Source organism: Kitasatospora sp. NPDC058048 (assembly GCF_042885555.1).
Taxonomy (GTDB): Bacteria; Actinomycetota; Actinomycetes; order Streptomycetales; family Streptomycetaceae; genus Kitasatospora; species Kitasatospora lactacystinica.
Genome location: NZ_JBHVRT010000034.1, coordinates 14,889 through 35,148 on the forward strand (window position 1 = coordinate 14,889; position 20,260 = coordinate 35,148).

Here is a 20,260-nt window from a genome sequence, read left to right on the forward strand (position 1 = left end):
ATGGAGGAACCCCTCGTCCGGCCGCGGCCGTTGACCGACGAGGCCGCCGGGCTGCGCGCCGGTGTGCCGGAACTGTCCGAGTACGTCGACCGGTTGTGCGCGCTGGTCGAGCGGGTGGACCCGCTGATCCACGCGTTCGTGCCGGAGCCCGGCCGGTACGAGCGGCTGCGGGCGCAGGCGCGGGAGCTGGCCGCGAGGTACCCGGAGCCGGACGGGCGGCCGCCGCTGTACGGGGTGGCGGTGGGCGTCAAGGACATCGTGCGCGTGGACGGGCTGCCCACGCACGGCGGTTCGGCGCTGCCGCCCGGGGTGCTGGCCGGGCCGCAGGCCGTGGTGGTGGACCGGCTGCGGGCGGCGGGTGCGCTGGTCGCGGGCAAGACGGTGACCGCCGAGTTCGCCGCGAGCGCCCCGGGTCCGACCCGCAATCCGCACCGTCCGGGGCACACCCCGGGCGGCTCCAGCAGCGGTTCGGCGGCGGCGGTCGCGGCCGGGCTGGTGCCGCTGGCGATCGGCACCCAGACGGTCGGCTCGGTGATCCGCCCGGCCGCGTACTGCGGGGTGGTGGGCTTCCGGCCGACGTACGGGCGGATCCCGATCGCGGGGGTGATTCCGAACGCGCCGAGCTTCGACACCCTGGGGACCTTCACCGCCGATCTGGCGGGCGCCGCCCTGGTGGCCCCGCTGCTCTGCGACGACTGGCGGCCGGAGCGCGGCGAGGCGCCCGGACCCGTGCTCGGGGTGCCGGACGGCACGTACCTGGAGCACGCCGAACCGGCCGCGCTGCAGGCCTTCGAGGAACAGCTGGCGCGGTTGGCGCGGGCCGGGTTCACGGTGCGCCGGGTCGAGCTGTTCCCCGACTTCGCCGGGATCACCCGGCGGCTGCAGACGGTCAACCGCTTCGAGCTGGCCCGCAGCCACGCCGACTGGTTCGCCCGCTTCGGCGGGCTCTACCGGCCGGAGACGGTGGCGGGCATCCGGGCCGGCCGGGCCGTCGCGGCCGAGGACCGGGAGGCCGCCCTGCGGTTCCGGGAGCGGCTGGTCGAACGGGTGGCCGCGGCGGGTGCGGCGGCCGGGGTGGACCTGTGGCTGGCGCCCTCGGCGACCGGCGGGGCGCCGGAGGGCCTGCACAGCACCGGGGACGCGGTGATGTCCCTGCCGTGGAGCTTTCTCGGGCGGCCCGCGCTGAGCCTGCCGGCCGGGCGGACCGCGGAGGGGCTGCCGCTGGGGCTCCAGGTGGTCGGTGCGGCGGGCGGCGACGAACGGCTGCTGGCCCAGGCTGCCTTCATCGAAGGGGTGTTGGCGGGGCGTTAGGCGAGCGCCGGGTCGGCCGGGTCGGTGGCCTCGGCGCGCAGCAGGCGCAGCAGCAGGCGGCCGGCCCGCTCGTACGGGGCGTCCTCGTCGTGCAGCACGGCCTGGGAGTTGGCCGTCTCCAGGACCGCGATCAGGGCGAAGGCGAGGTCCCCGAGGTCGGTGTCGGGGCGCAGGCCACCGGTGGCCCGGGCGGCGTCGAGGGCCTCGACGACGGTGTCGGACCACTCCCGGGCGCAGCCGGCCAGGGCGTCCCGGACGGGGCCGGGGCGGGCGTCGAACTCGGCGGTGACCTCGTAGAAGAAGCAGCCGCCGGGGAAGACCCGGGCGCGGGAGTAGGCGAGCCAGCTCTCGCAGAGGGCGCGGGCCCGGGCGAGGCCGGGCGGGACGTCGGCGACCGGGGCGACGACGGCGTCGGCGAAGATCCGGCGGGCGGCCCGGACGGTGGCGAGCTGCAGTTCCTCCTTGGAGCCGAAGCCGGCGAAGACGCCGCTCTTGCTGAGTCCGAGGTCGGTGGCGAGGCGGCCGATGGAGAGCGCGTCCAGGCCCTCGACGGAGGCGACGGAGACGGCGCGGCGCAGCACCGCCCGGCGGGTCTCCTCGCCGCGCAGGACCCGTCCGTCGGTGGTCGGTCCGGCCATCGTCCGCCCCTGTTCTGCTCGTCGTGCGTGCCGCCCAGGGTAGTGCGTGGACCTCGGGGGCCTCGGAAAGCTCCTGAAAACTGCACGAACGGTCGTGCTAATATCTCGGCGCGAGCGAGGCGTGACAAGGAGCGCGGAGAGCAGGGAGATCCGATGGACCCGGTTCAGGCACTGATCCGTACGACCCTCAACCCCACGGCCCGGATCGCTCCCGGCCTGGCCGGGCGGGCCGCCTTCGAACTGTTCATGCACCCGGTGCGGCGCAGCCGGGTGCGCGACTCGGAACGGGAGGTGCACGGGCGGGCGGTCACCGAGCGGCTCGCCGTGGGCGGCAAACCGGTGGTCGGCTACCGCTGGGGGAGCGGCGAGCGGCCGGTCCTGCTGCTGCACGGCTGGCGCTCCCGGGCCTCCCGGTTCGCCCCGTACGTGCCCCGGCTGCGGGCGCTCGGGCTGAGCGCCGTCGCCTTCGACGCGCCGGGCCACGGCGACTCCGGCGGCCGGACCACCAGCGTGCTGGAGTACCGCGAGCTCGCGCTGCAACTCCAGGAGCGGTACGGGCCGTTCGAGGCGGTGGTGGCGCACTCGCTCGGCGTCTGCGCGGCCTTCGGGGCGCTGGCCGACGGCCTGCGGGCCGGGCGGCTGGCGGCCGTCTCCGGGGTGTCCCGGGTCGGTTTCTTCCCGGCCGCGTTCTGTGCCGGGCTCGGGCTGAACGCCGAGGTCGAGCGGGCACTGCGGGAGCGGATCGAGCGGGAGCTGTTCGGCGGGGACGCCGGGGGCTGGGAACGCTACGACGCGGCGCGCCGGGTCGAGTCGGTCGCCGGGCCGGTGCTGGTGGTGCACGACGAGGGCGACGGCATCGTCCCGCCGAGCGAGGCGCAGCGGCTGCGAAGGGCGTACGGGGAGCGGCTGGACCTGGTGGTCACTCAGGGGCTCGGCCACCGCAGGATCATCGCGGAGCCGACAGTCGTTGATCAGGTGATCGGATTCATCTCTGCCGGCCGGGAGGTCGCTGTCGCATGAAGATCGTCGAACTGCACGCACAAGCCATGGAGTTGGCCGTCCAGGTGGTGGACGGCCTACGGCCGGACCAACTCGACCTGCCCACCCCCTGCGCCGGTTGGACGCTGCGCAAGCTGCTGGAGCACTGCGTCGGCCAGCACCAGGGCTTCGCCGCGGCCGCCCGCGGCGCCGGGCCCGACCTGGCACTGTTCGCGGACGCCCCGCTCGGCGCCGACCCGGCGGGCGCGTTCCGCCGTACCGGCACCGACCTCGTCGAGGCCTTCCGGGCGGCCGCCGCCGAGGGCCGGCCGCTCTGGCTGCCCGAGATCCGCGACGCCGACCCGTTCCCGTTCACCCAGGCGGTGGGCTTCCACCTGCTGGACACCCTGGTGCACGGCTGGGACGTCGCCGCCGTGCTCGGCACCGCGGACGGTCTGGTCGCGGCGGTGGACGGCGACGACGCGCTGGCCGCCGCGCTGCTGACGGTGACCGAGGCCGTCCCGAACACCGAGGAGCACCGGGCGCCCGGCCGGGCCTTCGGCCCTGGGCTCGAACCCGGCGGCGACGGGCGGTTCGCCCGCGCCCTGGCGCTGCTCGGCCGCGACCCGGCCTGGAAGCCGTAGCGGCTCGGGGCTCGGGGCGCGGGTCTGCAGGGCCTTACGGGCTCAGGGCCTCCGGGACGCAGGGGATCCCGGAAACCCTAGGACGCCCGGGTGGCGCCGGTGCCCCGGGCCCCGGCGCCCCGGGTGTCGGGGCCGCGCTGCTCGTCGGGGAAGCGCGGCCCGCCGATCAGGAAGAGCAGGGCGGCGGTCGGGAAGCCGAGCGAGGCGGCCACCAACACGATGAACTCCCAGAACATCTTCCGCTCCTCGTCAGTCGCGGGCGGCCCGGACACCCGAAGGTGATCCCAAACCCGGCCCGCTCCGATTGGCCGAATCGTCCGGTCACTTTCCGACGGTATGGCCGAATCACCCCGGCTGCCACCGGGCGTCGCGCCCCGGCCCGCGCCACACCGGCGCACGGGTCTGGGCGCGGGCCACGCGCGGCGGCCACACTGTCGGGATGCAGCTACAGCTCGCAGGGGAAGCACGGCGGCCCGACCGCGAGAGCGAGGACTTCGTGGCGGCCTCGCCGGAGGCGCTGGTCCTGCTGGACGGCGCGAGCTCGCCGGCCGGTCTGGAGTCCGGGTGCCGGCACGGGACGGCCTGGTACGTGCGCCGGCTGGGCGTGCACCTGCTCGCCCGGCTCACCGACCGGGCGGACCGTTCGATCGCCGAGTGCCTGGCCGACGCCATCGTGGAGACGGCCGCGCTGCACGGCGGGCGCTGCGACCTCGCCCACCCCAACACCCCCGCCGCGATGGTCGTCGCGGCCCGGCGGCACGGCGAGGCGCTGGAGTACCTGGTGCTCGGCGACTCCCTGCTGGTGCTGGAGTTGAAGGACGGTCCGCCGAAGGTGATCGGGGACAACCAGCGCTTCCCCGGCGGGGAGGAGCTGCGCCGCCAGGTCTGGGAGACCGTCCCCGGCTCGGCCGAGCGGGCCGCGCTGCACCTGGAGTACGCGATGGCCGTACGCGCCGCCCGCAACCGGGGCGCCGGCCCGTGGATCGCCGCCGCGAGTCCCCGGGCGGCCGAGCACGCCGAGACCGGCTTCGTCCGGCTGGACCGGCTGCACGCGCTGGCGGCCCTCACCGACGGTGCCTCGCGCTACACCGAGCGCTTCGGGCTGGGCAGTTGGGGCGACGTGCTGCGGCTGCTCGCCGAGTCGGGGCCGGGTGAGCTGATCGCCCAGGTCCGCGAGGTCGAGCGGGCGGACGCCGGCTGCGAGCGCTGGCCGCGCGGCAAGACGCACGACGACGCCTCGGCCCTCTACGCGCTGCTGTAGCGGAGCCGGGCGGCGCAACAGCCGGCAGAACGGCGGAACGACAGAACGGCGGAACAGCCGCAGGCGACACCTGCGACCGTTCCGCCGTTGCGGCTCCGGGGCCCTCAGTGGCCGTCGGCGGGGATGGTGCCGAGCCGGCCGGCCTGGAAGTCCTCCATGGCCTGCTGGAGTTCGCGGTGGCTGTTCATGACGAACGGGCCGTAGTGGGCGACGGGTTCGCGGATCGGGAGGCCGCCGAGGAGGACGACCTCAAAGTTGTTGTCGCGGGAGTCCTGCTTCTCGTCGGCGCGCAGGGTGATGGAGTCGCCGTCGCCGAAGACGACGGCCTGGCCCCGGTGGAAGGGGCGGTGCTCGGTGCCGGCCGAGCCGTTGCCGGCGAGGCCGTAGGCGAGGGCGTTGAAGTCGGCGCGCCAGGGCAGGGTGATCTGGGCGCCGGGGCTGATCGAGGCGTGGATCATGGTGATCGGGGTGAAGGTGGTGCCCGGGCCCTGGTGGCCGTCCAGCTCACCGGCGATGACCCGCAGGAGCGCGCCGCCGTCCTCGGTGCTGAGCAGCTTGACGTTGCCGCCGCGGATGTCCTGGTACTTCGGGGTGATCATCTTGTCCGAGGCGGGCAGGTTGACCCACAGCTGGAGGCCGTGGAAGAGGCCGCCGGACTTCACCAGCGACTCCGGCGGGCTCTCGATGTGCAGGAGGCCGGAGCCGGCCGTCATCCACTGGGTGTCGCCGTCGGTGATGGTGCCGCCACCGCCGTGCGAGTCCCGGTGGATGAACGTTCCGTCAATGATGTACGTGACGGTCTCGAAGCCGCGGTGCGGGTGCCAGGGGGTTCCCTTCGGCTCGCCGGCCGCATAATCCACCTCGCCCATCTGGTCCATCATGATGAACGGGTCGAGGTACTTCTGGTTGATCTTGGCGAAGGCGCGGCGGACGGGGAAGCCCTCGCCTTCGAAGCCTTCGGGGGCGGTCGCCACGGTGAGGACCGGCCGTGCGCTCGTGACGGCGGGGTCCGGCGTGGTGACGCGCGGGAGGGTCAGCGGGTTGTCGACGGTCACGGCGGGCATGTCGGCCTCCTTCGGGGGTGTCTGGCCTACGTGCACGAGGTTAGTTCAATCCTCAACAACAAGCAAGTTGAAAATTGAACTATGTAGTGACGGAGGAGCGGGGCTCCTCTTCCAGGATGGGTCAGCCGTACATCCGGCGCATCGTGAAGTCGACCATCTGCTCGACGGCCTTGGCGTCGAACACCATCCGGTGCTCGCCCTCCATGTCCAGCGCGAAGCCGTAGCCGGTCGGCAGCAGGTCCAGGACCTCGGCGCCGGTCACGGTGAAGTGCTTGGACTCCTTGCCCGCGTAGCGGCGCAGCTCCTTCAGCGAGCTGAACATCGGGATCACCGGCGTCGGGGTGTTGTGCAGCGCCAGGAAGCCGGGGCGGTCGCCGCGGGGGCAGTGCACCTTCGAGGTGATGAAGATCGCCTGGAAGTCCTCGACCGCCATCGAGCCGGTGGTGAAGGCCCGCACGGCGTCCGCGAGTGAGGGCGGCGAGGGTTCGGGGTACAGGGACTGCTGGGGGGGCTGCGACTGCCCGCCGTAGGCGTCGGGTCCGGGCATGCCGTTCATGCCCTGCTGCGGTCCCGCCTGCTGCTGGTAGGGGTCGCCCGGGTATGTGTTCTGGTCATATCCGTACACACGGACAGGCTAGCGGGAGCGCACCCTCTTGTGCTGGCATCGATCCTGACAAGGAGTGGCCGCCCCGACTGTGGGACGTGACCACGTTCATAGCGGATTCACCGGCGGGGGCTTGCCCAAGTTACCGCTGGGTAGCATCATGATGCCTACTGGTGGGTACGGGACGCCGGAACGCGGCGGTCTCCCGGAAGCGACGAACCGGAGATAACGGCCATGGGTCACTACAAGTCCAACCTGCGGGACGTGGAGTTCAACCTCTTCGAGGTGTTCGGCCGCGAGCAGGTGTACGGCACCGGACCGTTCGCGGACATGGACGTCGAGACCGCGAAGAACATCCTCAGCGAGATCGCACGCCTCGCCGAGAACGACCTCGCGGCGTCCTTCGCCGACGCCGACCGCAACCCGCCGGTGTTCGACCCGGAGACCAACACCGCGCCGGTCCCGGCCACCTTCAAGAAGAGCTACCAGACCTTCATGGACGCCGAGTGGTGGCGTCTGGGCATCCCGGAGTCGATCGGTGGCCAGGTCACCCCGAACTCGCTGGTCTGGGCCTTCGCCGAGCAGATCCTGGGCTCCAACCCGGCCATCTGGATGTACTCCTCCGGCCCGGCCTTCGCCGGCGTCATCGCCGAGGAGGGCACCGAGGAGCAGCTCGAGGTCGCCAAGCGGATGACCGACCGCCTGTGGGGCTCCACCATGGTCCTCACCGAGCCCGACGCGGGCTCCGACGTGGGCGCCGGCCGCACCAAGGCGATCCAGCAGGAGGACGGCTCCTGGCACATCGAGGGCGTGAAGCGCTTCATCACCTCGGGCGAGCACGACATGTCCGAGAACATCATCCACATGGTGCTGGCCCGCCCCGAGGGCGGCAAGCCGGGCACCAAGGGCCTGGGCCTGTTCATCGTCCCCAAGTTCGACTTCGACTGGGAGACCGGCGAGCTGGGCGAGCGCAACGGCGTCTACGCCACCAACGTCGAGCACAAGATGGGCCTCAAGGCCTCGAACACCTGCGAGATGACCTTCGGTGCCAAGCACCCGGCCAAGGGCTGGCTGCTCGGCGAGAAGGTCGACGGCATCCGCCAGATGTTCAAGATCATCGAGTTCGCCCGCATGATGGTCGGCACGAAGGCCATCGCCACCCTCTCCACCGGCTACCTGAACGCCCTGGAGTACGCCAAGGAGCGCGTGCAGGGCGCCGACATATCGCAGTTCCTGGACAAGACCGCCCCGCGCGTCACCATCACCCACCACCCGGACGTGCGCCGCTCGCTGCTGACCCAGAAGGCCTACGCCGAGGGCATGCGCGCGCTGGTCCTGTTCACCGCGTCCACCCAGGACGACATGATGGCCGCCAAGCTGCGCGGCGAGCGCGACGAGGCCGCCGAGCGCCTCAACGACCTGCTGCTGCCGATCGTCAAGGGCTACGGCTCGGAGAAGTCCTACGAGCAGCTCGCCCAGTCGCTCCAGACCTTCGGCGGCTCCGGGTACCTCCAGGAGTACCCGATCGAGCAGTACATCCGGGACGCCAAGATCGACACCCTGTACGAGGGCACCACGGCGATCCAGGGCCAGGACTTCTTCTTCCGCAAGATCGTCAAGGACGGCGGCCAGGCGCTCACCGCGCTGAACGAGCAGATCCAGAAGTTCATCGGCTCCGCCGAGGGCGGCGACGCCCTGGCCGCCGAGCGCGAGCTGCTCGCCAAGGCCGCGGGCGACCTGGAGGCCATCGTCGGCAAGCTGATCGCCGACCTGACCTCGGTCGAGCAGGACGTCAAGAACATGTACAAGGTGGGCCTCAACACCACCCGCCTGCTGATGGTCTCCGGCGACGTCGTGGTCGGCTGGCTGCTGCTGCGCCAGGCCGCGGTGGCCCTGGCCAAGCTGGAGGCCGGCGCCTCGGAGAAGGACGTCCCCTTCTACCAGGGCAAGGTCGCGGCGGCCCGCTTCTTCGCCAAGAACGTCCTGCCGACCGTCGCCCCGCAGCGACTGATCGCCGAGGGCATCGACAACGAGATCATGGACCTGGCGGAGGAGGCCTTCTAGGCCACCCTCCCCGGGGCCACCCGCCACCGCCCTTCCCGGGGCGCGCCGTGCGGGAAGCCTCCCGGCAATCGAACCGCCTGACACACCCTCGCACCGAAGGGCCCGGCTGCCACCGGGCCCTTCGGTGTGTCCGCGGCCGCGGTCCGCAGGACGGAAACCACCGGCCGCGCGGGCCGGTTCGCGGTCGAGGCGTTCCGAATGCCGTGTCCGTGTACGGGCATATGCTCAGGTGCGAAGTCGACTCCCCATCCGGCTTCGGCCCTCACTCGACCCAGGAGCAGTATGTCGACCGCCGCCCGCCAGGCATTTTTCGACCGGACGCACAGCGACGACCTGATCGCGTTCCTCGGTACCTCGCCCTCGCCGTACCACGCGGTGGCGAGCGCCGCGGAGCGGCTGGAGAAGGCGGGCTTCCGGCAGGTCGCCGAGACGGACGCGTGGGACGACGCGGCCGGCGGGCGCTACCTGATCCGCGGGGGCGCGCTGATCGCCTGGTACCTGCCGCAGGGGGCGGGCCCCGAGACCCCGTTCCGGATCGTCGGCACCCACACCGACTCGCCCAACCTGCGGGTCAAGCCCGTCCCGGACACCGGTTCCGAGGGCTGGCGGCAGGTCGCGGTGGAGATCTACGGCGGCGTCCCCCTGAACACCTGGCTGGACCGCGACCTCGGCCTCTCCGGCCGGCTCGCGCTCAAGGACGGCACCGTCCGGCTGGTCCAGCTGGACGAGCCGCTGCTGCGCGTCCCGCAGCTCGCCATCCACCTGGACCGCCAGGTCAACGAGGGCATGAAGCTCGACAAGCAGCGCCACCTCACCCCGATCTGGGGCCTCGGCCCGGTCGACGAGGGCGCGCTGATCTCCTACGTCGCCGGGCGGGCCGGTCTGGCCGCCTCCGACGTGGTCGGCTGGGACCTCATGACCCACGACGTCCAGCCCGCCTCCTACCTGGGCCGCGACCGCGAGCTGCTGGCCGCCCCGCGCCTGGACAACCTGCTCTCGGTGCACGCGGCCACCGCCGCGCTCGCCGCCGTCGCCACCGCCGACGGCGCCGCCGACCTGCCGTACATCCCGGTGCTGGCCGCCTTCGACCACGAGGAGACCGGCAGCGAGTCCGACACCGGCGCGCAGAGCCCGCTGCTCGGCAACGTCATGGACCGGACGATCCACGCGCGCGGCGGCACCACCGAGGACCGGGCCCGGGCGCTCGCCGGCACCGTCTGCCTCTCCTCGGACATGGGCCACGCCGTCCACCCGAACTACAGCGAGCGGCACGAGCCGGGCCACCACCCGATGCCGAACGGCGGGCCGATCCTCAAGGTCAACGTCAACAACCGCTACGCGACCGACGGCGTCGGCCGGGCGGTGTTCGCGGCCGCCTGCGAGAAGGCCGGCGTGCCGTGGCAGAGCTTCGTCTCCAACAACGCCATGCCCTGCGGGACGACGATCGGCCCGATCACGGCGGCGCGACTGGGTATCAGGACGGTGGACTGCGGCATCGCGGCGCTCTCCATGCACTCGGCGCGCGAGCTGTGCGGGGCGGAGGACCCGTACCTGCTGGCGAGCGCGCTCAAGGCCTTCCTGGAGGGCTGAGAACGGCGGCGAAGGGGCCCGGCGGTCGTCCGCCGGGCCCCTTCGCGTTGTTCCGCGCCGTTCAGTGGCGCCGCGCCGTTCCGCGGTGCCGCGCGTCGTCCCGCGCCGTCCGGCGTTACTCCATCCCGGCGAGGACCAGCGGCAGGCGGCGGGCGCCGTCGGCCACCAGCGTCACCGGCACGCCCCAGTCCTGCTGGTGCACGTGGCAGGCCGGGTACTCGATCTCCGGGTCGTCGTCGCAGGAGGCGGCCATCGCCGAGACGTGCAGCACGCCCTCGGTGACCTCGGCGGAGAGCACCAGTTCACGGGAGAGGTCGGTGTCCGCGCCCGCGCCGGAGACCAGCAGCTCGGGCGGGGTCGCGCTGACCAGCAGCCGGGTGGAGGGGCCGTAGCGCTCGTCCAGCTTCTGGCCGTTCGGCGCCTCGAAGACCACGTCCAGCCGGAAGGCGCCCGGGGCGACCTCGGTGGCCGCGCGCCGGGTGCGGTGCGCCACCGACTCGACCTGCACCGCCTCCTCCGGCAGCCGCAGCCTGGTCAGCCGGTGCCGGGCCGACTCGACCACCACGATGTCCCCGTCCACCAGGACCGCCCCGGAGGGCTCGCGCAGGTCGGTGGCCAGGGTGCTGACCTCGCCGCTCGCCGGGTCGTAGCGGCGCAGCGCGTGGTTGTAGGTGTCGGCGACGGCCACCGAGCCGTCCGGCAGCACGGTGACGCCCAGCGGGTGCTGGAACAGGGCCTGACCGGCCGCGCCGTCGCGGTGGCCGAAATCGAACAGGCCGCTGCCGACGGCGGTGCGGACCGCCTTTGTTTCACGTGAAACCCAGCGCAGCGAGGAGGTCTCGGAGTCGGCGACCCAGAGCCGCTCGCCGTCCGCCGACACCGCGAGGCCGGACGGCTGGGCGAACCAGGCCTCGGCGGCGGGCCCGTCCACCAGGCCCTCGTTGGTGGTGCCGGCCGCGACCGCGACGGTTCCGGCGGCCGGGTCGTACGACCACAGCTGGTGCACGCCGGCCATCGCGATCCACACCCGGCCGACGAACCAGGCGACGTCCCACGGCGAGGAGAGGTCCACCTCGCGGGCCGGGCCCTCGGTGGCCGAGCCCTGCCACCACTGGCGGCCGGTGCCGGCCAGGGTGGTCACCCGGCCGTCGGAGAGGCGGACACCGCGCAGGGCGTGGTTGACGGTGTCGGCCACGACCACGTCGTAGTCGTACGGGTGGCCCTCGGGGAGCAGCGCGAGGCCCTGCGGCTCGCTGAACCGCGGGCCGGCGCCGTCCGCGCCGTCGCCGTCCACCAGGCCGCGCTGCCCGTCGCCGATCCGGCGCACCACCGTCTCGCCGTCCTCGGCCAGCTCGACCAGCGAGTGGTGGCCGGAGTCGGCGACCAGGAAGTGGCCGTTCGGCAGCCGGACCGCCTTGCCGGGGAACTTGAGGTCCCCGGCGCTCGGCTCCGGCGCCACGTACGGGCCGTCGCCGCGGCGCAGCGTGCCCTTCGCGGCGTGCTCGGCCTCCAGCTCCTCGACCAGCCGGGCGAGCGCGTGGGCGTGGCCCTCGCCGGCGTGCTGGGCGACCACGTAGCCCTCCGGGTCGATCACCACCAGCGTCGGCCAGGCCCGGACGGCGTACTGCTTCCAGGTCACCAGCGCCGGGTCGTCCAGCACCGGGTGGTGCACCTCGTAGCGGGCGACGGCGTCGACGACCGCCTGGTGGTCGGCCTCGTGCACGAACTTCGGCGAGTGCACCCCGACGATCACCACGGTGTCGCGGTGCTTCTCCTCCAGCTCCCGCAGCTCGTCCAGGACGTGCAGACAGTTGATGCAGCAGAAGGTCCAGAAGTCCAGGATGGTGATCTTGCCCCGGAAGTCGGCGAGCGCGAGCTCCTTGCCGCCGGTGTTCAGCCAACCGCCTGCCCCGACCAGCTCGGGGGCGCGTACACGTGCACGAGATGCCATGCGTCAATCAAACCGCACGCCGGGTGCCCGCATTCCGGGCGTCCCGCGTGAGGTCGGACTGCCAGCGGGTCTCGCCGTCCTGGGTGCGGTCGGTGGGGCGCAGGCCGAGGGCGCGGGCGACGGCGGCGGAGGCGTGGTGGTCGGGGTGGATGTGGGCGACGGCGGCGGTGATGCCGCCGGCGGCGAGGTGGGCGAGCAGGGCGCGGGCGGCCTCGGTGGCCAGGCCGCGGCGCTGCCAGGGGGTGCCGACCACCCAGGCGACCTCGGCCTCGGAGGCGTCGGGGCGGACGGTGGCCTGCACGTAGCCGGTGAGGGCGCCGTCGGCGCGCAGCCGCAGCACCCAGTTGCCCCAGGCCTCGGCCGGGTCGGGGGAGCCGGCGGCCAGCCGGGCGCAGCGGGCGCGCTGCTCCTCGACGGTGGCCGGGCGGCCGCCGGTGAAGGCGTGCAGGGCCGGGTCGGCGAGCGCGGCCGCCAGCTCCTCGGCGTGCCCGGGGGCGATCGGCAGCAGGTCGAGGCGCTCGCTGCGCAGCTCGGCGGCGGTGAGGCCGCTGGTGACGCTGCTGGTGAGGTCGTTGCTGAGGTCGGGGTGCATGGCGGTATTGAAGGGGATCGACGGCCGCCGTGCGACGGGGTTTTCGGCCGGTGCTTCGTGGCGGTGCTTCTCCGCGGCCGGGCGCTCGGGGTCGAATGGGGCGACGTCAACACGGAGGAGGTCGCACGGTGCGGTATCTGGTCAGGGAGAAGCTGTTCGCGGTCGGCGACGACTACTGGATCGAGGACGACCGGGGGCACAAGGCGTTCCTGGTGGACGGCAAGGTCCTGCGGCTGCGGGACACCTTCGAGCTGAAGGACGCGCACGGGCGGGTGGTCGCGGTGGTGCGGGAGAAGATGCTCACCGTCCGCGACGCGATGAGGATCGAGGACGCCGACGGCGAGGTGGTCGCCACCGTCCGGGAGAAGCTGTTCACCCCGTTCCGGGACAAGTACCTGGTGGAGCTGGCCTCCGGCGGCGAGCTGAAGATCCACGGCAACCTGATCGACAAGGACTACCGGGTCGAGAACCGGCACGGCGACGAGCTGGCCCGGATCAGCCGCAAGTGGTTCCGGATCCGGGACACCTACGGGGTGGAGGTCGCGGACGGCGCGGACGCCGGGCTGCTGCTGGCCGTCGCGGCCTGCGTCGACCACCTGGTGCAGGAGGAGGACTGACCCGTCCACGGTTTCCCGGTCCCCGGTCCGCCCCTCACCCGGGTGGGGTATCTTTTGCCAACCCTTGACCAGGCCGGTCGGGGGCCCCGACCGGCCTGGTCGAGGGGGACGGCGTGAGCGGACCGGGGGCTGGAACCACGATGAACGACATCCTGCACGGGCTCGGTGCGGCGGCGGCCTACGGCACCCTCGGCGTGGTGCTGCTGCTCCTCGGCATCGGCCTGGTCGACCTGCTGACGCCCGGCAAGCTCGGCCGGCAGATCTGGGTCGAGCGCAACCGCAACGCCGCCGTCCTGCTCAGCTCCGCCCTGCTCGGCATCGGCGGCATCGTCTTCACCGCGATCATGTACACCTATGCCGACTTCGGCAAGGGCCTGGTGTCGACGGCCTGTTACGGCCTGCTCGGGCTGGTGCTGATGGCCGTCGCGTTCTGGCTGGTGGACCTGCTGACGCCGGGCAGGCTCGGCGAGATCCTGGTCGATCCGGAGCCGCACCCGGCGGTGTGGGTGTCCGCGGCCTGCAACATCGCGGTGGCGGCGGTGGTGTCGGCCGCGATCGCGTAGGCCGGGCCGCGCTACGCCGGGCGGGGCGCCTCGCCCAGGACGTGCTCCCGCCCCCAGTCCCCCAGCGGCCCCAGCGCCGTGTTGAGGCGGCGCCCCGCCCCGGTCAGCGCGTACTCGACCCGGGGCGGCACCTCGTCGTAGGCCTCCCGGTGCACGATGCCGTGCGCCTCCATCTCGCGCAGGTGCGCGGCCAGCACCTTCTCGGTGATCCCCGGCAGCAGCCGGCGCAGCTCGCCGAAGCGGCAGTGCGGGCGTTCGCCCAGGGCCCAGAGGATCGACACCTTCCACTTGCCGCCGATCACGTCCATCGCGGCGTCGGTCCCGCAGACGTGCGCCCCCGGCCTCGGTGCGATCGCCATGCCCACCCCTTCCGGCCCCTGCCAGCTCGATGCTCACTCCAGGGTAACCACCCACTTCGAAGTGCGTACTTGATCGTTTACGGGGCCGGCGCGGAGGCTGACTGCCATGGCAACCAACCCCGTTGAGAAAACCCCCAAGGCTCCGCTCACCCTGCTCGGCCTCGGCGCGATGGGCACCGCGCTGGCCGAGGCCTGGCTCGCCGCCGGGCACCCGCTGACCGTCTGGAACCGCACCGCCGCCCGTGCCGAGGGGCTCGCCGCCCGCGGCGCCACCGTCGCCGCCACCGTCGCGCGGGCCGTCGCCGCGAACCGGCTGGTCGTCGTCTGCCTGCTCGACGACGCCTCCGTCCCGGCGGCGCTGGACGGCGTCGACCTGACCGGCAAGGACCTGGTCAACCTGGTCACCAGCACCCCCGGGCAGGCCCGTGCGCGGGCCGCCTGGGCCGAGGAGCGCGGCGCCCGCTACCTGGACGGCGGGATCATGGCCGTCCCGCCGATGATCGGCGTCCCGGCGGCCGGGGCGTACGTGTTCTACAGCGGCTCGTCCGAGCTGTTCGAGGAGCACGGGGGCGCCCTCGCCGTCCCGGCCGGCACCCGCTACGTGGGCGCCGACCCCGGGTACGCGGCGCTGCACGACGTGGCGCTGCTCAGCGGGATGTACGGGATGTTCGCCGGGATCGCGCACGCCTTCGCGCTGGTCCGCGGCGAGGCCGTGGCGCCGAGCGGGCTGGCGCCGCTGCTGGGCGACTGGCTGGCCGCGATGTCCGGCTCGGTGGCCAGGACGGCGGCGCAGCTGGAGAGCGGCGACTACGCCCGGGACGTGGTGTCCAACCTGGCGATGCAGGTGGCCGGCAAGGAGACGCTGCTGCGCACCGCCGAGGAGCAGCGGGTGAGCCCGGAACTCCTCGAACCGTACTTCCGGTTGATGGAGCGCCGACTGGAGCTCGGTGGCGGCGGCGAGGACCTGACCGGGGTCGTCGACCTGCTGCGACGGTGAGGGTCGGCCGGTAACGTACCGGCATGGCAGACCTCGAAGAACGCGCCACCGTCGTCGCGTCCGAACCAGGGCAGGCCGGGGCGGGGGTGGTCGTCAGACCGCGCCGCGCCGACGACCTCGCCGACTGCGTCCGGGTGCTGGGCGACGTCCACACCGTCGACGGCTATCCCGCCGACTGGCCCGACCGCCCCGCCGCCTGGCTGACCCCGGACGGCCTGCTCGCCGCCTGGATCGCCGAGTCGGACGGCCGGCTCAGCGGACACGTCGGCCTGGCCCGCAGCGCCCCGGGCGACCTCGCCCCCGTCCTGTGGAGCGGGCGCACCGGCGGCCGCCCGGAGCTCACCGCCGTGATCGGCCGGCTCTACGTCGCCCCCGGGGCGCGCGGCCACCTGGTCGGCGCCCGGCTGCTGGCCTGCGCCGTGGCGCACGCGCGGGCGCTCGGCCTGCACCCCGTCCTCGACGTGCTCGCCACCGACACCGCCGCCGTGGCCCTCTACCGCCGCCTCGGCTGGACCCACCTCGGCGGCGGCGACCAGCGGTGGGCCTCCGGACGCACCGTCACCGTCCACTGCTTCGCCGCCCCGAGGGGGTGAGTTCCGGCCCGCCCGGCCGTCGTGGCCGGGCGGGCGGAGGCCGGGAAGGCGGGAGGAGACGGGGAGGGGAGGGCCGGGGGCTCAGGCCGCGGGGCGGTCGGACACCGGGCGGCGGCGCAGGGCCGGGGTGGTGAGGGCCGGGGGCTGCCAGACGCCGTCGGCCCGGTAGAGGTCGGTGCCGGGCGGGACGATGGCGTCGAGGCGGTCGAGGGTGGCGTCGTCCAGGACCAGGTCGGCGGCCTTGAGGGCCGATTCGAGCTGCGCCGCGGTGCGCGGGCCGATGATCACCGACGTGACGGCCGGGTGGGCGGCCGGGAAGGCGGTGGCCAGCTCGGGGAGGGTGCGGCCGAGCTCCTCGGCGAGGACGGTGAGGGCCTCGACGGCCTCCAGCTTGGCCGCCGTGGTGGGCAGCTCCGGGTCGAAGCGGTGCGGGTGGAGGGCGGCCCGGCCCCGGGTGAGGTCGATCGGGCGGTCCTTGCGGTAGCGGCCGGTCAGGAAGCCACCGGCGAGCGGGCCCCAGGTCAGCGCGCCCATGCCCAGCCGCTGGACGACGGGCAGCACGTCGCGCTCCACGCCCCGGGCGAGCAGCGAGTACGGCGGCTGCTCGGTGCGGAAGCGCTGCAGGCCGCGGCGCTCGGCGACGTGGTGGGCGTCCACGATCTGCTCGGCGGGGAAGGTGGAGCAGCCGAAGGCGCGGATCTTGCCCGCCCGGACGAGGTCGCCGAGGACGGAGAGGGTTTCCTCGATGTCGGTGGTGTGGTCCGGTCGGTGGACCTGGTACAGGTCGATCCACTCGGTCCGCAGCCGACGCAGGCTCTCCTCGACCTCGCGGACGATCCAGCGCCGCGAGTTGCCGCCCCGGTTGTGGCCCTCGCCCATCGGGAAGTGCACCTTGGTGGCGAGCACGATCTCGTCGCGGTCGCCACGGGCGGCCAGTGCCTTGCCGACGATCTCCTCGGACTCGCCGGCCGAGTACATGTCCGCGGTGTCGATGAAGTTGATGCCCCGGTCGACCGCGGTGCCGATCATCCGGGCGCAGTCGTCGTGGTCGGAGTTGCCGACGGAGCCGAACATCATGGTGCCGAGGCAGTAGGTGCTCACCTCGATGCCGGTGCCGCCGAGAACGCGGTAGCGCATGGCCATTCCCCCCTGGTTGGCGATCAGTTGCTGGTCAGAGATTAGGAGTTGGAGTGCGCTCCAGCGCAAACGCGGCTCGGCTCCCTCGGGTGGGGGAGCCGGATCACCGCACGGGGGGAGGAGTGGTGGGGGTGGCGCGGGCGAGCCTGTCGGCATGGTGAGGAACGGGTGGGCGGTGACCGGCTGGGGCCTCGGGTACGCGGGGTTCGGGCTGGGGTGCGCGCTGGGCGGGACGCGGCTGTTCGGCGCGGACTGGCCGGGGTGGGTGGTGGCCGCCGTGGGGGTCGCCTCGGCGGCCGCCGGCCTGGCGGTGGTGCGGCGAACGCCGGTGCGACGGTCGCCGGGGCTGCGGTGGCTGTTGTGGCTGGCGTGCGGGGCGGCCGCGGTCGGGGCCTGGGGCCTGCTGATGGACCTGGTGGCGCTGCTGTTCGGCCAGCGGGTGGACAGCGTCCCCGACGCGGTGGAGCGCACCCTGGCGGCGGTGGGGGCGGTGCTGCTGGCCCGCACCGCCCCGGGGCTGCGGCCCGGGGCCCGCGGCGGCCCGGGCGGCCGGGCCGAACGGGTGGCGCCGGCTCCCGCGGCGGCCCCGCCGATCGTCCAACTCGCCGCCTGGGCAGGCACGCTGGCGTTCGTGCCGTACGTGCTGATGAAGCTGCTCTGGGCGTTCGGCGGCAGCTTCGCCGGGATCAGCGGCGACCAGATGTACGCGAGCTACGTGCGCAACGGCTCCTCCGGGCTCTGGCTCGCCCTGGAACGCCGGGGCCTCGACGGCACCGTGCTGCTGGCGCTGCTCGGGGTGTTCCTGCTCTGGGGACTGGTCCGCCCGTGGGGGCAGGTCTTCCCGCGCTGGACCCTGCCGCTGCGCGGCCGCCGGGTGCCGCGCTGGCTGCCGCTCACCCCGGCCCTGCTGGGCGCGGCTTCGCTGGCGCCGTACGGGGTGGTCGGGATCGGCTACCTGACCCTGTGCACCGCCGGGGTGACGCGGATCAGGCTGGGGGAGTTCGCCAGTGAGCAGAGCGCGCTGGAGATCTCCTGGGTCGGGATGTGCGGGTTCGCCGGGTACGGGGTCGCGCTGGCGGTGGCCGCCCGGTCGTACTGGCGGCGGACGCGGGGGTGACCTCGCAGCGGTTTGCTGAGGCGGCAAGAACGCTTGCCGATGCTGTAGGGCGGGCCGCAGCCTGGCGGTGGAGGTGAGCGCCATGGGCGAGACGGCAGTGACGGCAGGAACGGTCAGGACGACAGGAACGACCGGGGCACCCGGGACGACCGGGACCGGGGAACGCGAGCGCTACGACGTGGTGGTGGTCGGCGCCGGAGCGGCGGGGCTGAACGCCGCGCTGGTGCTGGGCCGGGCCCGTCGCCGGGTCGCCGTGGTGGACGCGGGCGAGCCGCGCAACGCGCCCGCCGCCCACATGCACGGCTACCTGAGCCGGGACGGCATGCCCCCGGCGGCGCTGCTGGCGGTCGGGCGGGAGGAGGTCGCCCGGTACGGGGTGGACCTGATCGACGCCCGGGTCGAGCACATCGAGTCGGCCGAGCACAGCGAGCACATCGAGTCGGCCGAGCACAGCGATCACATCGAGTCCGCCGAGCCGGCCGGGTCCGCCGGGTCGGGCTTCGTGGTCCATCTGGCCGGCGGGCCGGTGCTGCACGCGCGCCGGGTGGTCGTCGCCACCGGACTGCGGGACGGGCTGCCGGAGCTGCCGGGCCTGGTCGAGCGGTGGGGCCACGACGTGCTGCACTGCCCGTACTGCCACGCCTGGGAGGTCCGCGACCGCCGGCTCGGGGTGCTCGGCACCGGACCGGGGGCGGTCAACCAGGCGCTGCTGCTGCGGCAGTGGTCGGCGGACGTGGTGCTGCTCGCCCACACCCTGGCGCTGACGGACGCCGAGCGGGAACGGCTCGCGGCCCGGGACGTCCGGGTGGTCGAGGGCCGGATCGTCCGCCTGGTGTCCGACGACGGGCGGCTGCGCGGCGTCGAACTCGCCACCGGGCAGGTGGTGCCGCGGGAGGCGGTGTTCGTCTTCCCGCGGCCGGTGCCCCGGGACGCGCTGCTCTTCGGCCTCGACTGCGCCCGGGACGACAACGGCTGGGTCACCACCGACCGGACCGGCCGCACCAGCCTCCCCGGCGTCTGGGCGGTCGGCAACGTCGCCGACCCGCGTGCCCAGGTGGTCACCGCCGCCGGGATGGGCGCGGCGGCGGCCTTCGCTCTCGACCACGACCTCGTGGCGGAGGAGCTCGACCGGGCGGTGCGGACGTACCGCGCGTCCGGCGCCGCCCTGCCCGCCTGAGCGGGAAGCTTTCGTCAACCCACCCACGATCGGAGAATCCGGATGTCAGCGCAGCAGCACGGCCACTCCCACGGGCACGGCCACTCCCACTCCCACTCCCATGGGCACGCCCACGGCCACGGGCACGTTCCCGCCGCCGACTTCGACTGGGACGCGCTCGCCGCGCACCTGGAGCTGGAGGCCGACCTGCGGGCCGGCGCCGTCACCGAGGCCGGGCAGTGGCTGTTCGGCCTGCACGGGGAGGGCGAGGTGCGGCGGGTCCTCGACGTCGGCAGCGGCCCCGGAGTGATCGCCGGACTGCTGGCGGAGGTCTTCCCGGCGGCCGAGGTGGTGGCGGTCGACCAGTCGGCCGCCCTGCTGGAGCGCGCCCGGACCCGCTCCGGCGGTCGTCTCGGCACCCAACAGGCCGACCTGCCCGAGGAGTTCGGCAAGCTCGGCGAGGCCGACCTGATCTGGTCCGGCAACGCCGTCCACCACCTGGGCGACCAGCAGGCCGCGCTCACCTCGCTCGCCGGGGTGCTGCGGCCCGGCGGTCTGCTCGCCGTCGCGGAGAGCGGCCTGCCGGCGCGCTACCTGCCGCGCGACTTCGGCCTCGGCCGGCCCGGCTTCCAGGCCCGGATGGACGCCGCCCACGAGGACGGCTTCAGCGCCATGCGGGCCGAACTGCCCGGCAGCACCCAGGAGATCGAGGACTGGCCGGCCATGCTGCGGCGGGCCGGACTGACCCCGACCGGTACCCGCACCTTCCTGGTCGACCACCCCGCCCCGCTCGCCGGGCCCGTCCGCGGCTACCTGCACACCCAGCTGACCCGGCGCCACGACCAGCTCGCCGAGCAGCTCGACGCCGAGGACCGGGCCACCCTGGAGGCGCTGCTCGCCGAGGACGCCCTCACCGGCATCCTGCACCGTCCGGACGCCTTCTACCTGTCCGCGATGACCGTCCACACGGCCCGCCGGGACTGATCCGGCGGCCGCGGGGTCCTCGACCGTACGGACGGCGGCC

The 20,260-nt window shown here is 73.9% G+C and carries 21 protein-coding genes; 13 read left to right on the forward strand and 8 right to left on the reverse strand.

What is annotated here, in order from left to right; genetic code table 11:
• Positions 1 to 1,311 carry an amidase gene (locus tag ACFVVA_RS29880; RefSeq protein ID WP_387693893.1) on the forward strand — a complete coding sequence of 437 codons (1,311 nt, stop codon included), beginning with the start codon at positions 1 to 3 and terminating at the stop codon, positions 1,309 to 1,311.
• On the opposite strand, the gene ACFVVA_RS29885 is transcribed toward ACFVVA_RS29880, so the two are convergent.
• Complete coding sequence (locus ACFVVA_RS29885; protein WP_387693894.1) at positions 1,308 to 1,949, reverse strand: TetR/AcrR family transcriptional regulator; 642 nt, start codon at positions 1,947 to 1,949, stop codon at positions 1,308 to 1,310. The two genes, ACFVVA_RS29880 and ACFVVA_RS29885, sit on opposite strands and share 4 nt — an antisense overlap.
• Positions 1,950 to 2,102: 153 nt before the next feature.
• On the opposite strand from ACFVVA_RS29885, the gene ACFVVA_RS29890 reads away from it, so the two are divergent.
• Entirely contained in the window at positions 2,103 to 2,969 is an 867-nt protein-coding gene (locus ACFVVA_RS29890; RefSeq protein WP_387693895.1) for an alpha/beta hydrolase, read from the forward strand.
• A complete protein-coding gene (locus ACFVVA_RS29895; RefSeq protein ID WP_387693896.1) occupies positions 2,966 to 3,571 on the forward strand; it encodes a TIGR03086 family metal-binding protein in 606 nt (201 codons plus the stop codon). Before ACFVVA_RS29890 ends, ACFVVA_RS29895 begins: the two co-directional genes overlap by 4 nt.
• 77 nt (positions 3,572 to 3,648) lie before the next feature.
• Here ACFVVA_RS29895 and ACFVVA_RS29900 read toward each other — a convergent pair whose 3' ends face one another.
• Positions 3,649 to 3,807 (reverse strand): hypothetical protein, encoded by a 159-nt coding sequence (locus ACFVVA_RS29900; RefSeq protein WP_387693897.1) that lies wholly within the window; start codon positions 3,805 to 3,807, stop codon positions 3,649 to 3,651.
• A 203-nt stretch (positions 3,808 to 4,010) separates the two neighbouring features.
• Between ACFVVA_RS29900 and ACFVVA_RS29905 the strand changes: the two genes are divergently transcribed.
• A complete protein-coding gene (locus tag ACFVVA_RS29905) occupies positions 4,011 to 4,832 on the forward strand; it encodes an integrase (RefSeq protein WP_387693898.1) in 822 nt (273 codons plus the stop codon).
• 104 nt (positions 4,833 to 4,936) lie between these two features.
• Here ACFVVA_RS29905 and ACFVVA_RS29910 read toward each other — a convergent pair whose 3' ends face one another.
• Positions 4,937 to 5,896, reverse strand: coding sequence for a pirin family protein (locus ACFVVA_RS29910; protein ID WP_387693899.1), 960 nt, complete (start codon positions 5,894 to 5,896; stop codon positions 4,937 to 4,939).
• Positions 5,897 to 6,017: 121 nt separating this feature from the next.
• The gene (locus ACFVVA_RS29915; RefSeq protein ID WP_380635241.1) at positions 6,018 to 6,521 is read right to left on the reverse strand and encodes an SseB family protein; all 504 of its coding nucleotides are present in this window, start codon (positions 6,519 to 6,521) and stop codon (positions 6,018 to 6,020) included.
• Positions 6,522 to 6,734: 213 nt separating this feature from the next.
• On the opposite strand from ACFVVA_RS29915, the gene ACFVVA_RS29920 reads away from it, so the two are divergent.
• Together ACFVVA_RS29920 and ACFVVA_RS29925 are read left to right on the forward strand one after the other, a co-directional pair.
• A complete protein-coding gene (locus ACFVVA_RS29920) occupies positions 6,735 to 8,564 on the forward strand; it encodes an acyl-CoA dehydrogenase (protein WP_387693900.1) in 1,830 nt (609 codons plus the stop codon).
• A gap of 282 nt (positions 8,565 to 8,846) precedes the next feature.
• On the forward strand, positions 8,847 to 10,154 hold the full coding sequence (locus tag ACFVVA_RS29925; RefSeq protein ID WP_387693901.1) for a M18 family aminopeptidase: 1,308 nt from the start codon (positions 8,847 to 8,849) through the stop codon (positions 10,152 to 10,154).
• Positions 10,155 to 10,269: 115 nt separating this feature from the next.
• On the opposite strand, the gene ACFVVA_RS29930 is transcribed toward ACFVVA_RS29925, so the two are convergent.
• Both ACFVVA_RS29930 and ACFVVA_RS29935 read right to left on the reverse strand, forming a co-directional pair.
• Positions 10,270 to 12,105, reverse strand: coding sequence for an NHL domain-containing thioredoxin family protein (locus tag ACFVVA_RS29930; protein ID WP_387693902.1), 1,836 nt, complete (start codon positions 12,103 to 12,105; stop codon positions 10,270 to 10,272).
• A gap of 7 nt (positions 12,106 to 12,112) precedes the next feature.
• A complete protein-coding gene (locus ACFVVA_RS29935; RefSeq protein ID WP_387693903.1) occupies positions 12,113 to 12,697 on the reverse strand; it encodes a GNAT family N-acetyltransferase in 585 nt (194 codons plus the stop codon).
• A 128-nt stretch (positions 12,698 to 12,825) separates the two neighbouring features.
• Between ACFVVA_RS29935 and ACFVVA_RS29940 the strand changes: the two genes are divergently transcribed.
• Complete coding sequence (locus ACFVVA_RS29940; protein ID WP_387693904.1) at positions 12,826 to 13,314, forward strand: LURP-one-related/scramblase family protein; 489 nt, start codon at positions 12,826 to 12,828, stop codon at positions 13,312 to 13,314.
• 140 nt (positions 13,315 to 13,454) lie between these two features.
• Positions 13,455 to 13,877, forward strand: a complete 423-nt coding sequence (locus ACFVVA_RS29945; RefSeq protein ID WP_387693905.1) for a DUF350 domain-containing protein — start codon at positions 13,455 to 13,457, stop codon at positions 13,875 to 13,877.
• An 11-nt stretch (positions 13,878 to 13,888) separates the two neighbouring features.
• On the opposite strand, the gene ACFVVA_RS29950 is transcribed toward ACFVVA_RS29945, so the two are convergent.
• Positions 13,889 to 14,236, reverse strand: a complete 348-nt coding sequence (locus tag ACFVVA_RS29950; RefSeq protein ID WP_387693906.1) for a winged helix-turn-helix transcriptional regulator — start codon at positions 14,234 to 14,236, stop codon at positions 13,889 to 13,891.
• 106 nt (positions 14,237 to 14,342) lie between these two features.
• Here ACFVVA_RS29950 and ACFVVA_RS29955 point away from each other — a divergent pair, with 106 nt between their 5' ends.
• Both ACFVVA_RS29955 and ACFVVA_RS29960 read left to right on the forward strand, forming a co-directional pair.
• Positions 14,343 to 15,233: an NAD(P)-dependent oxidoreductase gene (locus ACFVVA_RS29955; RefSeq protein WP_387693907.1), complete on the forward strand. Its 891-nt coding sequence runs from the start codon at positions 14,343 to 14,345 to the stop codon at positions 15,231 to 15,233.
• 23 nt (positions 15,234 to 15,256) lie between these two features.
• A complete protein-coding gene (locus tag ACFVVA_RS29960) occupies positions 15,257 to 15,826 on the forward strand; it encodes a GNAT family N-acetyltransferase (protein WP_380546247.1) in 570 nt (189 codons plus the stop codon).
• An 81-nt stretch (positions 15,827 to 15,907) separates the two neighbouring features.
• Here the strand turns inward: ACFVVA_RS29960 and ACFVVA_RS29965 are convergent, their stop codons facing one another.
• Positions 15,908 to 16,963, reverse strand: a complete 1,056-nt coding sequence (locus ACFVVA_RS29965) for an aldo/keto reductase (protein ID WP_387693908.1) — start codon at positions 16,961 to 16,963, stop codon at positions 15,908 to 15,910.
• Between the two features lie 154 nt (positions 16,964 to 17,117).
• Between ACFVVA_RS29965 and ACFVVA_RS29970 the strand changes: the two genes are divergently transcribed.
• The 3 genes from ACFVVA_RS29970 to ACFVVA_RS29980 all read left to right on the forward strand — a co-directional run bounded on the left by ACFVVA_RS29970 (position 17,118) and on the right by ACFVVA_RS29980 (position 20,220).
• Positions 17,118 to 18,080: a hypothetical protein gene (locus ACFVVA_RS29970; protein WP_387693909.1), complete on the forward strand. Its 963-nt coding sequence runs from the start codon at positions 17,118 to 17,120 to the stop codon at positions 18,078 to 18,080.
• An 82-nt stretch (positions 18,081 to 18,162) separates the two neighbouring features.
• Positions 18,163 to 19,257: an NAD(P)/FAD-dependent oxidoreductase gene (locus tag ACFVVA_RS29975; RefSeq protein WP_387693910.1), complete on the forward strand. Its 1,095-nt coding sequence runs from the start codon at positions 18,163 to 18,165 to the stop codon at positions 19,255 to 19,257.
• Positions 19,258 to 19,299: 42 nt separating this feature from the next.
• Positions 19,300 to 20,220 carry a class I SAM-dependent methyltransferase gene (locus ACFVVA_RS29980; RefSeq protein ID WP_387693911.1) on the forward strand — a complete coding sequence of 307 codons (921 nt, stop codon included), beginning with the start codon at positions 19,300 to 19,302 and terminating at the stop codon, positions 20,218 to 20,220.
• The last annotated feature ends 40 nt before the right edge of the window (positions 20,221 to 20,260 follow it).